Origin of the sequence: Bacillus sp. FJAT-50079 (assembly GCF_018343515.1) — a bacterium.
Taxonomy (GTDB): domain Bacteria; phylum Bacillota; class Bacilli; order Bacillales; family Bacillaceae_C; genus Lederbergia.
Genome location: NZ_JAGYPD010000003.1, coordinates 331,375 through 345,554 on the forward strand (window position 1 = coordinate 331,375; position 14,180 = coordinate 345,554).

At 37.7% G+C, this 14,180-nt stretch carries 13 protein-coding genes; 12 read left to right on the plus strand and 1 reads right to left on the minus strand.

The features are described from left to right. Positions 1 to 5 precede the first annotated feature (5 nt). Entirely contained in the window at positions 6 to 1,769 is a 1,764-nt protein-coding gene (locus KHA95_RS09215) for a sensor histidine kinase (protein WP_213137203.1), read from the minus strand. A gap of 212 nt (positions 1,770 to 1,981) precedes the next feature. Between KHA95_RS09215 and KHA95_RS09220 the strand changes: the two genes are divergently transcribed. The 12 genes from KHA95_RS09220 to KHA95_RS09275 all read left to right on the plus strand — a co-directional run bounded on the left by KHA95_RS09220 (position 1,982) and on the right by KHA95_RS09275 (position 14,172). After that, positions 1,982 to 3,331: an ABC transporter substrate-binding protein gene (locus tag KHA95_RS09220; RefSeq protein WP_213137204.1), complete on the plus strand. Its 1,350-nt coding sequence runs from the start codon at positions 1,982 to 1,984 to the stop codon at positions 3,329 to 3,331. 70 nt (positions 3,332 to 3,401) lie between these two features. Further along, the gene (locus KHA95_RS09225; RefSeq protein WP_213137205.1) at positions 3,402 to 4,352 is read left to right on the plus strand and encodes a carbohydrate ABC transporter permease; all 951 of its coding nucleotides are present in this window, start codon (positions 3,402 to 3,404) and stop codon (positions 4,350 to 4,352) included. Then, positions 4,352 to 5,188: a carbohydrate ABC transporter permease gene (locus tag KHA95_RS09230; RefSeq protein WP_213137206.1), complete on the plus strand. Its 837-nt coding sequence runs from the start codon at positions 4,352 to 4,354 to the stop codon at positions 5,186 to 5,188. Before KHA95_RS09225 ends, KHA95_RS09230 begins: the two co-directional genes overlap by 1 nt. Before the next feature lie 171 nt (positions 5,189 to 5,359). Then, the gene (locus KHA95_RS09235; RefSeq protein ID WP_213137207.1) at positions 5,360 to 5,731 is read left to right on the plus strand and encodes a cupin domain-containing protein; all 372 of its coding nucleotides are present in this window, start codon (positions 5,360 to 5,362) and stop codon (positions 5,729 to 5,731) included. 32 nt (positions 5,732 to 5,763) lie between these two features. Continuing rightward, positions 5,764 to 6,846 (plus strand): Gfo/Idh/MocA family protein, encoded by a 1,083-nt coding sequence (locus tag KHA95_RS09240; RefSeq protein ID WP_213137208.1) that lies wholly within the window; start codon positions 5,764 to 5,766, stop codon positions 6,844 to 6,846. 14 nt (positions 6,847 to 6,860) lie between these two features. Further along, positions 6,861 to 7,766: a sugar phosphate isomerase/epimerase family protein gene (locus KHA95_RS09245; protein ID WP_213137209.1), complete on the plus strand. Its 906-nt coding sequence runs from the start codon at positions 6,861 to 6,863 to the stop codon at positions 7,764 to 7,766. Between the two features lie 10 nt (positions 7,767 to 7,776). Next, positions 7,777 to 9,036 (plus strand): Tm-1-like ATP-binding domain-containing protein, encoded by a 1,260-nt coding sequence (locus KHA95_RS09250; RefSeq protein ID WP_213137210.1) that lies wholly within the window; start codon positions 7,777 to 7,779, stop codon positions 9,034 to 9,036. Beyond that, positions 8,999 to 9,841, plus strand: coding sequence for a phosphoenolpyruvate hydrolase family protein (locus KHA95_RS09255; RefSeq protein ID WP_213137211.1), 843 nt, complete (start codon positions 8,999 to 9,001; stop codon positions 9,839 to 9,841). Before KHA95_RS09250 ends, KHA95_RS09255 begins: the two co-directional genes overlap by 38 nt. 30 nt (positions 9,842 to 9,871) lie before the next feature. Next, complete coding sequence (locus KHA95_RS09260; protein ID WP_213137212.1) at positions 9,872 to 10,048, plus strand: XapX domain-containing protein; 177 nt, start codon at positions 9,872 to 9,874, stop codon at positions 10,046 to 10,048. Between the two features lie 82 nt (positions 10,049 to 10,130). Beyond that, positions 10,131 to 11,039, plus strand: a complete 909-nt coding sequence (locus KHA95_RS09265) for a DMT family transporter (protein WP_213137213.1) — start codon at positions 10,131 to 10,133, stop codon at positions 11,037 to 11,039. A 239-nt stretch (positions 11,040 to 11,278) separates the two neighbouring features. Next, entirely contained in the window at positions 11,279 to 12,994 is a 1,716-nt protein-coding gene (locus KHA95_RS09270; RefSeq protein ID WP_213137214.1) for a phospho-sugar mutase, read from the plus strand. Between the two features lie 131 nt (positions 12,995 to 13,125). Beyond that, entirely contained in the window at positions 13,126 to 14,172 is a 1,047-nt protein-coding gene (locus KHA95_RS09275; protein WP_213137215.1) for an aldose epimerase family protein, read from the plus strand. Positions 14,173 to 14,180 lie beyond the last annotated feature (8 nt).

The window sequence follows — 14,180 nt, forward strand, 5'->3', positions numbered from 1 at the left end:
TTTTTTCACACTTGATCACCTTCCAATTTAGGAATTTTGATTGTTACGGAAGTACCTTCGTCGACTTTGCTGTCTATGCTTATACCATACTTTTCCCCGTGATGAGCAACGATTCTCGTTTGTACATTATAAATACCTACTCTTTTTTTATATTTTGTTAATGTCGCAGAATTGTATTTTAGTTTTTCTTGAATTTGTGCAAGAGTGATAGGGTCAATTCCTTTTCCATTATCAATAATTGTAAAGAGAATCGAATCGTTAGTAGATGTACCGTTTATGTAGATTTTTCCACCGGAATGTAATGGATCAATTCCATGAATGATCGCATTTTCCACAATAGGCTGTAAGATCCATTTAATCATCATGCAATCTTGGATCTCAGGATCAATCGTTATATAATACTCGAGTGGTTCTTTTAATCTCGCCTTTTGAATTTTTAGGTAATAATCGATATACGTAATTTCTTGGTTAATTGTCACCTTTTCTTCAAAAGAACTAATGCTCAATCTTAGCAGCCGACCTAATAGGACAATGAGATGGCTAATTTCATACTCCTTCTTTTTTCGAGCGAGAGAATTAATCGTTTCTAACGTGTTGTATATAAAATGTGGGTTAATTTGCAGCTGGAGCGCCGTAATTTCGGCCTCTTTTTTTAACTTTTCTTCTTTGGCAACAGATTCAATGAGCTTCTTAATTTGAAAAAGCATATGGTTAAATCCTCGAGCAAGAGCACCAATTTCATCCTTCGAATTTGTAATGAATTTTTGCTCTAAATTTCCATTTTCCACCTCCAATATTTTTTTTTGTAATCTTTTAATCGGACCAGAAATTTTCAATGATATAAATAAAGCTGCGAAGAAACAGATTAACGTGATCAGAAAAATAATTAAAAAGGTTATTATTTTTGTTTCGATGATTGGTTTATAAAAGCTATTTACTTCGAAGTATTCGACAATGGTCCACTTTGTTATCGGATGGGTTTGTTTGAAGATAATATATTTGTCCCCATCTTTATTCGTAATCGTTGAAGCTGAGTCATTTTCTTTAACTAATTGATATGATAAACCGAGTGATGGATCGGGAGGTAAAATAAAATTTTCGCTACCGTATATAAACGTACCAGTAGAAGTGATTGACTGAGTATTTTCATTCAATATGTTAGAAATCATGTCACTTTTAAGGTCAATGATAATATAACTAAAGTTTTGAAGTTTATGATCCCAAGCTTTATGTATGTATGAGTACACATCGTTACTTTTATCAAAATTGCTATATTCACGAGTGTGAATCGATGTTATTTGTGGATGGGAAAAATCTTGAATTGATTGAAACCAAGAAGTCTCATAAATATCTTTTGCTTTCATCTTTTGATTTAAGGAATAGCCATAATTATAAATAAAGTCTTGTTCATTTATAATGGTAATTCCTTCTGTTTCAGGAAATAGACTTTCAAGACTAATGAATAGTTTATCTAGCTCGAGAAATAACCGTTGATGTTCGAAGAAGTCTTGATTTTTGCTAAAAGTTGAAAATGTTTTTCCTTTTGTTATACCTAGCTCCATTCGCTCAAGATCTTTGTAAAGTGCATCAAAAATTTTAATTTTTTGATCCAAAATGTAATTCGCGTGTATATTTAGCTTTTCTGTTATACTTTCAGAAGCCTTGCTATACGTAACCCAACCAACGATACACAGCGGTAAAATAGAGAGTAATAATAAAGCTAAAAGCAATTTAAAAAAGATTGAGTGAATAAATTTTATTGTGCCCACCTCCACTTTTATAAAACGCTTTCAATAGGTGGTTATAAATATATCATAAGAATACTAAAGAATAAATTTTAAAAAAGTAAAATCTTCATGACCCATTTTTTGTCCACTTTTATACACGAATAGCCCCCTTGTTCCAGATGATAAAACATTTAGAATGATCACTAAGGCGGGAAAAAAGTAGTATTGTTAAAACTAAAAAGGGGGATTCATGGATGTTGAAGCGAAATTGGAAGGGCATTTTAATTGTAATGATCTTAGTTATGTATGCGTTTACAAGTGGGTGTCAATCACCGTCAGCGTCTCCGCAGGAGGAAGGGAAAAAAGAGAAGGAAGAAGCAGCAGAAGATGGAGAAAAGCTTTTAAATTTGCTCATTCCGAACTATTACAATGATGTAGAGAAAAAACAATGGGCAACAGTAGTAGACAAATTCAAAGAAATGAATCCTGGAGTAGAAGTAAAGGTGGAAACGGGAGATGTTCAAGTAGAATCGGGAAGCCTTCCAGCATTGCTTCAGTCAGGAGTTAACACACCTGATGCGATTTTAATGAATGCAGGTCCAGGTCGAGTATCGATCTTATCTGAGGCTGAGCTCATCCAACCAATTAATCATCTTTATGAACGAAATAATTGGCAAGATCAGCTTCGTCCGTTTGCATATAACCTCATAGCGGGAGATGAAGAAATCTATGAACTGCCTCATATGATTGATGCAATAGCCCTTTATTACAATAAAGAAATTTTTGAAAAGCATAATATAGAGATACCGAAGACAAGTGAAGAGTTTTTAGCCGTTCTTCAAAGCTTAGCAGATGCGGGGGAGGAACCGATTACGGTCGGAGCTAGGAACGGATATGCAATTGGATGGATTTTCAGTGTAATGCTAGAAGCTGTTGTTGGTACGGAAAAAGTGGAAGAGATTATTTATGGGGATGGAAAATGGAATGATCCTAAAGTAGTTGAAGTTGCGCAAATGTTAGCGGATTGGGTTGAAAAAGGCTTTATCCCTAAGGAATCGGTTACTTTAACTCAAGCGGATTCAAGCTTCAAATTTCTTAATAAGCAGGCAGCCATATATTCAGCAGGCACATATATTATTACCGACTTATCGGAACAAAATTTAGAAAATGATGTAGGTTACTTTATGATGCCCTCTTTCATTGATGGAAAAACGGCAAAGCCAACGGGAGGAATTGGACAAACTTGGGTTATTCCAACGAAGGCAGAGGATCCAGAACTAGCAGAAAAATGGTTGAATTTTATTGTCTCCAAAGAATTTAGCGAAACAGTGATGAATTTCCCAGATTATAACTTCATCCCTGCTTCAAAAGTTTCGATGGATATTCAGGCAGCCGGAAACATATTAAATCAGGCGATTGAAGATGTGAAAGAAGGATCCGGCTATAATCCAACTGTTTTTATTGGGACAGAAGCAAAGGAAGCGTATTATCAAAATTTACAAGGTGTAGTAGGTGGATTAATTTCACCGCAGGAAGCGATGGATAATATTGAGGCCGGAGCGGAAAAAGACCGAGCAAATGGGCACAAGTTGAATAAAAAGTAACGGAGTCCACGGTCTATCCCTAGTATTCAAACGGGGATAGACCGTAATTAAAAAGGAGGCAAGTAATCTCATGAATATGAATGTACCCTCGTCCTCTATTGATATCTCTACACAGCAAACTAAACAAATGATTAAAGCAAAGAAAAAGTCCGCGATTAAAAGGAATATAACAGCAATGATGTTTTTGGCACCAGCTTTAATCCTATATTTTGTTTTTATGCTTTATCCAATGATTGATGCCGTTCGTTATAGCCTATTTGATTGGAATGGTGCTTCAGCAACGATGAACTTTATTGGGCTGCAAAATTATGGGCATTTGGCTAAAGATACGATATTCCTTAAATCGATCGGGCATAATCTATTATGGGTAGCGATTAGTCTAGTTTTGATGGTTATTCCGACACTAGTATTAGCCGTTTTGATCAGTAAAGTAAAAAAGGGAAAAATGTTCTTCAGAGCAGGATTTTATCTTCCTAGCGTCCTCTCATTAGCCGTAGTTGGTGTACTTTGGTCTAAAATATATGATCCGACAATGGGTCCGATCAATATGTTTTTTAAATCAATTGGTCTTAGTTCTTTAGCGAAAAATTGGCTGGGGGAACCGTTCTTTGTTATTCCCGCACTAGTTATTGCAAGTACATGGGCTTTTTATGGATTATATATGATTCTATTTTTGGCTGGCCTACAAAGTATTGATTATTCATTATATGAAGCAGCAGATATTGATGGAGCCGGGCCAATTAGAAAATTATGGAGCATAACGATTCCAAGCCTTAGGAATACGATGAATGTTGTTATTAGTATGGTTATCATTCATGCATTAAAAGGTTTCGCATTAATTTGGATTATGACTCAAGGCGGGCCATTTTATATGAGTGAGGTTGTATCAACCTATGTGTACAAGTCTGCTTTTAGTATGAATAAAGTCAGTTATGCAACTGCGGGAAGTGTAATACTAGGAATTATTGTTATTACATTTACAATTGCATTTAACTATTATCGGGAAAGGACGGAATCATGATGGCGGCCTTTATAAGAAAAAGAATTTCTTCACAAGTGACTCTTTGGATCTTTCTTTTCGTTTTATTGTTGTTTATCACGGCCCCTATTTTTTATGCAATATTAGCAAGTTTTAAAACGAATATGGAGATATTTGCTTCACCATTCTCTCTGCCAAAGACATGGAGCTTTGATAATTTAATTCAGGCATGGAATCTAGGAAACTTTCAAAATTATTTTTTGAATAGTGCTTTTGTAACAATTGGTGGAATGGTTATTGTTGCACTCGTAGCATGTCCAGCAGGATACGCATTTGCACAATTATCCTTCCGTGGAAATAATTTGATTTTTTACTTGGTTTTATTAGGAATGGCCTTACCAGTTCAAGCGATTATTATTCCGATTTTTTATCAATTACGTTCTATGGGTCTTGTTGATACATTAACAGGAGTTACACTTGTTTCGGCAGGATTAGCCTTGCCTTTTTCCATCTTTTTAATGAGAAATACTTTTCGAGATGTTCCAAAGGAGCTGAGAGAATCTGCAACGATTGATGGGGCGGGAGAATGGAGAACGTATTGGTCTGTCATGCTTCCGTTGGCAAAACCAGGTTTGGTTGCACTTCTCATCTTTACGTTTATGAACATTTGGAATGACTTTTTACTACCTTTAGTACTTTTAATGTCTCAGGAGAAATTTACCATTTCACTTGGCTTATATTCCTTCCAAGGTGAGCAGGCAACAAACTATGCTTTAATCTTTGGTGGTACGGTCATCAGTATGATTCCAAGTATCATTGTGTATTTAATCTTTCAACGCTCCTTCGTTGAAGGAATGTCTAGTGGGGCTAATAAGTAATTTCTTTATTCCATTTTTTCTCCACTTTTATACACGGTTTGTCCCCTTGTTCAAGATGGTGAAACAATTAGAATGAGTGGTAATAGGACAATACAGTGAAAGAAATTCAAAGTGAATGTATGCGCTTACGGAAATGTGTCCTGACTAAATAGAGAAAAGGGAGCGATCAATATGAAAAATGTTCAAGCAGCAACGGTTACTGATTTAAATGAAGAAAAACACTTACTGCCAATGGAGTGGGGCGGGATTCAGTGGTTATGTGGGCAAGAAATAGATCCAGAATCTGAGATGACTTTTGGAATGGTGTACATTAATGCGGGAACTTCGAATCCAAGGCATGTTCATCCAAATTGTGAAGAATTGATCTTTGTTCTATCTGGTGAATGTGATCATACGCTTGGGGATGAAACATACCATCTTAAGCCGGGAATGATGCTAAGAATTCCAAGGAATATACCACATAATGCGACAGTTACAAGTTGGGAGCCATGCAGAATGATTATTGCTTATTCTGCACCTGATCGAATCACAATTGGTGAATAATTTATGTTTTGTTGCTTAGGAGGCGATAAAAATTGGAACCTATTAAATTTAACTATGAATATACGAATAAATTAAGAGCAGGCTTTATTGGTTGTGGGGCACATTCATTTCGCAATGTTTATCCAACCTTTGATTATGCACCGATTGATTTAATTGCTGTTTGTGATTTAAGTCAGGAAAGAGCGGAAATTTATCGAAATCGTTTTGGAGCCGAGAAGGCGTACACCGATTATAAAGAGATGATCAAGAATGAGGATCTCGATGCTGTTTTCGTTGTTTTGAATTTTGACAAAAATGGCCACCCTCTTTATCCGAAAATATTGCCGGATATACTAAATGCCGGTATTCCAGTTTGGGTGGAGAAGCCGATCGCCTATACAGCGAGGGAGGCTGAAGAGCTTGTAGAGCTCGAAGATAAAACGGGATTGCAAGTGTTAGTTTCCAACAAAAGGTACTTCTATCCTTCCTTCGTCAGCGCTAAAAAGATTTTAGATAGCAGCACCTTTGGTGAGTCTGTATCGGTGACAGGAAGATATCCGCTCACATTATCACCCTTTCAAGAAGATATTGGAGAACGAACAGGCCTTCATTGGTTTTTAGATATTTGCCATCCAATGTCAGGTATCCATTATTTAATGGGAGATGTAAAAGAAATGTGTTTTATTGAACATCAGCCAAGCGGAGACGTTCAAACATTATTTTCTTTTAAATCGGGGGCAATTGGCAGTTTACATTTGCCATCCACACAGGCGGAAACTAGTCCATATGAACGGTATGAAGTAATTGGAAATAAACAAAATATCGTTCTCGATAATGCGATGCGATTATCATATTACAAAGGTTCAAAAGGAAGCGGCGAATATGGAAAGGCCCCTTCGTACATAGGTGACGATCCGACGGATGGACCTGTTCATTGGGAACCGGAATTTTCACTTGGGCAGCTATACAATAAAAATTTATTTTTGCAAGGGATGGTTCAAAGTGTCACTCATTTCGCCCATGCCGTATTGAATGAAAGAAAGGTGGAAAGAGCGACATTAAGAGATTCGTGGCATTTAACTAAAATCTTTGAAGCATACAAAAATAATAAGCAAGGAAAATGGATTGAAATTTAAAAGGGGGAATTTCAATGAAGTTTAGTATTATTACAGACATGCTAGGCGCAGAATCTTTTGAACAATCTCTTCAAATCGCCAAAGATTTGGGATTTGAATATATTGATTTGCGGGCAAAGCTAGACGGCGATACGATCGATACGATTTCGCTGGAAAAAGCAAAGGAGCTAAGTGAATTAATAGAGAAACATGAGCTTAAAGTAACTACATTAAGCTCATGGGCAATTAATCCTTGCACATTCTCCGGCCCCTCAAGCTATGACAATTATGATGAAAATCATCATAAAAAAATGAGTGCGGAGCTTAATCGACTATTTGATCTAGCTGATGCTTTTGCTGCACCTTATATTAGGGTTTATCCATTGCATAGAAAAGAAAATTTTGATTTCCTGACGGATACTGAAAAGGATAAAGAGTACAGGAATAATGCGGAAGTTATGAGAAGGCATGCAGAGCATGCTCAGAAGCGCGGCAAAATATTATTGATAGAAAATGAGCCGCCTACATTAGCGAATAATTGTGAGGAATTAGGAATACTTGTTAAATATGCGGATCATCCTAATTTGAAAATCAATTGGGATATTATTAACGGTTGGAGATCTGGGGAGTATCCGACAGTTGAAAAGTACGAGCATATTAAAGGCTATGTCTATCAAACTCATTTAAAGGGAGCTTCTAGGTTAGTCAATTCTATAAGTTCGGATTTTCCGAATGGTAGATTTAATAATTTTGCGATTGCTGGTAAGGATGATTTCGAACATGAAGATATTATGAAGGCGATTTCCACTTATGACCCGAATGCAATTATGACGATTGACACACATTACCCGTCATTTTACCAACAAGATAAAATTGGCGAAGTTGAGGCAGTCCGTCTTACAAAAGAGTTTTTTGAAAAAATTCTAATGGTAAAAGCATAAGGAGGAGCCTATGACTAAAAAAGTTGTCATTATCGGTTCACTGGATACGAAGGAAAAGGAGTTTTTATATGTTAAGGAGCTTATAGAGGCGGCTGGCGTAGAGAGTTTACTTATGAATACAGGGATCTATGAAACCTCAGTAGAAGGTGATATTACAAGTGCAGATGTGGCGAAAGCAGGAGGTTCATCAATTGAAGAGCTAAGAAGGAAAAATGATCGAGGATCAGCTGTTTCTGTCATGGCAGAAGGTGCTTCATCTTTAGTAAAACAACTCATTGAAGATGAGAAGGTTTCAGGAATTTTCGGAATGGGTGGAACAGCAGGAACAACTGTGGCGGCGACAGCAATGAAAAATGCACCAGTCGGGATACCGAAAATACTTGTTTCCACTGTTGCCTCAGGAAATACTCGACCATATGTGGGAGAAAAAGATATTACTATGATGTATTCCGTCGTCGACATTGCTGGGATCAATAGTTTATCCTCTCGTATTCTAGGAAACGCTGCTAATGCATTAATCGGTATGGTAAAGGGAGCGGAAAACATCCAAACACTTGATAGCAGACCGATGATTGGCGCTACGATGTTTGGCGTGACAACACCATGTGTGACGAAGACAAGGGAGATTTTAGAGGAAAATGGATATGACGTTCTCGTATTCCACGCTACTGGGACAGGTGGAGATGCAATGGAAGCTTTAATCCAAGACGGATTTATCCAAGGAGTCGTTGATATTACGACAACGGAACTTGCAGATAAGCTTGTCGGAGGCATTTTTAGTGCAGGTGCAAGCAGATTAGAAAGTGCCGGTTCAAAAGGGATTCCGCAAGTCGTTTCTGTTGGAGCTCTAGATATGGTCAATTTTGGTCCACCTGAAACGGTGCCAGATGCCTTTAAATCAAGAAAGTTTTATCAACATAATCCTACAACAACATTAATGCGAACAACTGTCGAGGAAAGCCTAAAGCTCGGAGAAATCATAGCTGAAAAGTTAAATAAAGCACAAGCACCAACGGTTCTAGTATTCCCTAAAGGTGGCGTATCCTTGTTAGATCGGACAGGGCAGGCATTCGAGGGTCTGGAGGAAAGAGAAGCACTTTATAAAGGAATAAAGGATAATCTCGATCAAAATATTCCTTTTATCGAGGTTGAAGAAGACATTAATGACCCATCTGTATCTAAATTGATTGCAAATCAGCTCATACAACTAATTGACATGGAGGTAGGTAATAATGGCGGTATCAAGACAAGAAGTGTTACAACGTCTTAGTGAAAATATTCTGAATAATAAGGTAATTATTGGCGGGGGAGCTGGTACAGGTTTATCAGCGAAAAGTGCCGAAATGGGCGGAATCGATTTAATTATTATTTATAATTCTGGGCGCTACCGAATGGCTGGGCGAGGATCATTAGCAGGATTAATGCCATATGGAGATGCGAACCAAATTGTCGTAGAGATGGGAAATGAAGTACTTACGATTGTTAAAGATACGCCAGTTTTGGCAGGGGTTTGTGGAACAGACCCGTTTCGAAATATGGATCTGTTCTTGAAGCAATTAAAAGAACAAGGTTTTTCGGGCGTACAAAATTTCCCAACCGTTGGTTTATGCGACGGACAGTTCCGACAAAATTTAGAGGAAACGGGAATGGGGTATGATTTAGAAGTTGAAATGATTAGAAAAGCTCATAATCTAGGTCTAGTTACTTCGCCATATGTTTTTAACAAAGAAGACGCAATCAAAATGGCAGAAGCAGGTGCTGATATTCTTGTTGCACATGTTGGATTAACAACGAAAGGAGCAATTGGTGCACAAACGGCGATGGATTTAGATGATGCGGTTACTCTAGTACAGGAAATTCATGACGGAGGAAAATCTGTCAATGAAAATATTATTGTTCTTTGTCATGGCGGACCGATTTCTGAACCCGAAGATGCTGCCTATGTTTTAAGCAGAACAAAAGGGGTATCTGGATTTTTTGGTGCATCAAGCATTGAACGACTTCCAACAGAGGAAGCGATATCTGAGCAAGTGCAGAAGTTTAAAAATATTGAAGTAGGTGTAACGGTTAAATAAGGCATTATAATCACGAAGGGATTACTTGAAATGATGCAAATAATTTTAGCTTTAATCGCTGGTGTATTTGTCGGATTATTGTTTGCGGTTGTCAAGTTACCAATACCTGCACCTCCGGCATTGTCAGGCATTGTTGGCATACTTGGAATTTTTCTTGGCCATCAAATTTATTTATGGGTTTTACCAATGGTTAAACAAATACAATGAAGTACTAAAAACCACTGTAATTCTTTTCTAAAAGAGTTTATAGTGGTTTTTAGTACTTATAAGCGATAAAGGAAGGATGTAAATGAGGAACTCATTTTTATATATCATTCTTGTATTAATGATGATGGTGTGGGGCTTTAATATTATTGCAATTAAAGTTGTTGTTACTGCATTTCCTGCAATTACAATTACCTCATTGCGCGTCTTTATTGCTTTTTTAGCGATACTCCCTGTACTTTTCTATCGAAAGGTATTTCGGAAGTTTACAAGACAAGAATTTTTATTCATATTAGGAATTGCCATTACTGGAATACTTGGTCATCAATATTTAATGTCAGTAGGATTGAAGTACACAACGGCGGCCAATGGCGGGTTAATTTTAGGAGCGGTACCAATTGTCACCTCGATTGCAGCATCTTTTTTCCTTGGCGACCGATTGACGGCCTCAAGGGTAGTCGGTTTGATTTTTGGTTTTATCGGGGTTGCCTCTGTCATGGTATCTGGAGCAAGTGAAGCGATTGTCATATCAAGAGGAGATCTTTATTTTTGCTTTGCCGTCTTCGTGCAAACAGTTAGTTTTATTTTAGTGAAAAAGGCTTCGGCAACCGTGGATATTGCCTTATTAACCGGAATGACCCAGTTAATCGGTTCAGGATTCCTTTTTATGTTAGCGGTTCCCAGTGAACCAAATGGAATTCAGGGATTACAGCATGGAACGACGGTTGCTTGGACCTTATTTTTGTTTTCCGGCATCATTGCAACCGGAGTAGGTCATTTTGTTTACAATTACGCGATCCAACAAGTGGGTGCTGGGAAATCGGCATTATTCCTAAATTTAACGCCTTTGTTTTCAGTAATTGGCTCTTATTTCTTTCTTGGGGAAACGATCTATGCTGGACAATGGCTTGGATTTGGACTGATTGTTGCGGGGGTTACGCTAGGAACCGGGGTGATGGAGCAAGTGATAAAAAAGCGGGATGTTCCCGCTTGAATGGTTCACACTTAGTTTTTGTCGATAAAAAAATATATTTCCTAAGAATATTCCTTTTTACCCGAAATTTCCCGGGAAATCGACAAGGTTATTATGTAGGAAGATTTGAATGCTTTTTGAATGCCGGTAAGAGTATCTGTTTTCGACAAAAATCGAATAAAGCTTATTTAAAGTGTTGTTTGGAACGATAAGGGTAGTTTGATATAATGGCGATATTACACTGCAAAGAGGGATGACAAATGTGGGAAAAGAAAGTTGATGAGTGGTTACAATTTGAAAAATTGGACAGTGCATTGAAAGATCAGCTGCAAAAAATGACAGAACAGCAGCTTGAAGATAGCTTTTACAAGGAGTTAGAGTTTGGAACGGGCGGAATGCGCGGAGAGCTAGGACCAGGAACGAACCGCATGAATATTTACACGGTGAGAAAGGCAGCAGAGGGACTTGCGCGCTATATCGTTGATCAAGGTGAGGAAGCAATGGAGCGTGGTGTAGTCATCGCCCATGATTCAAGACATATGTCACCGGAATTTGCTTTAGAAGTGGCGAAAACGGTCGGTAAGCATGGAATTCATGCATATCTTTTTGAAGGATTACGCCCGACCCCAGTTTTATCATTTGCGATACGCCATTTAAAAACTTTTGCCGGTGTTGTCATTACAGCAAGTCATAATCCGCCCGAATATAATGGGATGAAAGTATACGGTGAAGACGGAGGACAATTACCACTTGAACCTGCTGATATTGTTATTGGTTACGTTCAAAATGCCGGAAGTGAGCTTCAGCTTGAATCGGCAGATGAAAATGAGTTGCTAGAAAAGAATTTGTTAACGTACATAGGCGAGGAAGTTGATAACGCATATACGGAAGCGATGAAGTCAATTCAGCTAAATCGTGATACAAAACGTGATCTAACGATTGTGTTTACTCCGCTTCATGGAACAGCGAACCACTCTGTTCGTGCCGGTTTATCCGCTTTTGGTTTTGAAAATGTAATTGTTGTTAAAGAGCAGGAGCAACCAGATCCGAATTTTTCAACGGTTGCATCACCAAATCCTGAAGAAACAGCAGCGTTTGAATTGGCGATTAAATACGGTAAAGAGCATAATGCTGATGTGCTGCTAGGAACAGATCCAGATGCAGATCGTCTTGGTGTAGCAGTTAAAAACGATGAAGGGGAATATGTTGTTTTAACTGGCAACCAAGTTGGGGCGTTAATCCTTCATTATATTTTAAGCCAACGCCAGCAAAAAGGAATACTTCCTGAAAATGGAGTAGCGATAAAAACAATTGTTACTTCGGAAATGGGACGTGCGATTGCGAAAAGCTTTGGAATAGACATGTTAGATGTATTAACAGGCTTTAAATTTATTAGTGAAAAAATTAAAGAGTACGAGCAAACAGGGGAACATACCTTCTTATTCGGATATGAAGAAAGCTATGGTTATTTAATTGGTGATTTCTCGCGCGATAAAGATGCTGTCCAAACAGCGGTATTTGCAGCGGAAATTGCAGCTTTTTATAAAGAGCAAGGAAAATCATTATTTGATGCACTCAACGAATTGTATGCAGAGTATGGATTTTATAAAGAGTCATTAAGATCACTTACATTAAAAGGAAAGGAAGGAGCAGAGCAAATCGCTGCGATTTTGCAAACCTTCCGCAACCAACCACCGAACAGCTTTGGTGATACTTCGATTGACGCAATTGAAGACTATGCGATTAGCGAAAAAGTTGATTTGCGTTCGGGAGAAAAAACGGTAATCGCTTTGCCGCAATCGAATGTTCTTAAGTTTACATTATCGGACGGTTCTTGGGTGTGCATTCGACCATCTGGAACAGAGCCGAAAGCGAAATTTTATTTTGCTGTAAAAGGTGCTTCGCATGCTGATAGCCAAGCTAAAATAGAAAAGCTTGAGTCAGCAGTAATGGAATTGGTCGAACAACTAGTATGAAATAAGGCATCAGGCTTTAGTAGCCTGATGCTTATTTATTTAGAAATCTAAACGTGAAATTTCTGTGCAATTGACATGCGCACGGGCGAATACTATCATAATAGTATTATATAAAGATAGGTGAATAGCGAATGAAAATAACGAAAGAATTATTTGGTGAGATCGGTCAGTCAAAAGTATATTCGTTTACGTTTGAAAATGAAAGCGGAGTCAAAGTAACTTGCATTAATTATGGATGTACAATTACGAAAATCATTACTCCTGATAAAAATGGCGTGATGGAAAATATCGTTCTTGGCTATGATCAGCTGGAAGATTACATAGATCATTCCCCTTATTTTGGATGTATTGTTGGAAGAGTCGCTGGGCGAATTGGTGGAGCGACATTTGAGTTAGATGGAAAAACGTATAGGCTGGAAAAAAACGAAAATGGAAATCATCTGCATGGTGGAGCGAAGGGTTTTGACAAAGTGATTTGGGATGCCAATATCATCGAGCATGAAGATATGGCTGAGGTGCAGTTTTCCTATATAAGCCCAGATGGTGAAGAGGGATATCCTGGAAATTTACATATGAAGGTGTCGTATCTGTTAAATAATGACAATGAATTCATCATTCGATATGAAGGAATTTCCGATCAAAAGACGCTTTTGAATGTGACGAATCATTCTTATTTTAACCTAAGTGGGAATTTGAAACGTGATGTTCAAGATCACTTTTTAACATTAAAAAGCAATGAATATCTTGAATTAAATGATGAATTATTACCTACGGGGCATGTACATAATGTAGAAGGAACGACTTTTGATTTTAAAGAAGGACGAAAAATTAGAATGGGCATTGAATCTGAATATGTTCAAAATCAGCTTGTTGGTAATGGCTATGATCATCCGTTTCTATTAAGTGAAAATCATAATGAAGAAATCATTCTCGAGGATCGAACAAGTGGACGAAAGATGACCGTTGAAACGGATGAAGTCGGTGTCGTTGTATACACATCGAACGCGCTTCCTGAAGGGGTTGAATTTTATGGTGTCCCTTCACAAAAATATTTAGGAGTTTGCTTGGAAACTCAAGGCTTACCTGATGCAGTAAATCATCCACAATTCCCATCATGGGTACTTGAAAAGGATCAACCATTTTCTTCGGTGACGAAGTATACATTTAGTCAACTTTAATATAATTG

Coding starts and splice junctions, on each gene's coding strand:
- KHA95_RS09220 (WP_213137204.1), top strand. CDS start 1,982: ATGTTGAAGCGAAATTGGAAGGGCATTTTAATTGTAATGATCTTAGTT.
- KHA95_RS09225 (WP_213137205.1), top strand. CDS start 3,402: ATGAATATGAATGTACCCTCGTCCTCTATTGATATCTCTACACAGCAA.
- KHA95_RS09230 (WP_213137206.1), top strand. CDS start 4,352: ATGGCGGCCTTTATAAGAAAAAGAATTTCTTCACAAGTGACTCTTTGG.
- KHA95_RS09235 (WP_213137207.1), top strand. CDS start 5,360: ATGAAAAATGTTCAAGCAGCAACGGTTACTGATTTAAATGAAGAAAAA.
- KHA95_RS09245 (WP_213137209.1), top strand. CDS start 6,861: ATGAAGTTTAGTATTATTACAGACATGCTAGGCGCAGAATCTTTTGAA.
- KHA95_RS09250 (WP_213137210.1), top strand. CDS start 7,777: ATGACTAAAAAAGTTGTCATTATCGGTTCACTGGATACGAAGGAAAAG.
- KHA95_RS09255 (WP_213137211.1), top strand. CDS start 8,999: ATGGCGGTATCAAGACAAGAAGTGTTACAACGTCTTAGTGAAAATATT.
- KHA95_RS09260 (WP_213137212.1), top strand. CDS start 9,872: ATGATGCAAATAATTTTAGCTTTAATCGCTGGTGTATTTGTCGGATTA.
- KHA95_RS09265 (WP_213137213.1), top strand. CDS start 10,131: ATGAGGAACTCATTTTTATATATCATTCTTGTATTAATGATGATGGTG.
- KHA95_RS09270 (WP_213137214.1), top strand. CDS start 11,279: ATGTGGGAAAAGAAAGTTGATGAGTGGTTACAATTTGAAAAATTGGAC.
- KHA95_RS09275 (WP_213137215.1), top strand. CDS start 13,126: ATGAAAATAACGAAAGAATTATTTGGTGAGATCGGTCAGTCAAAAGTA.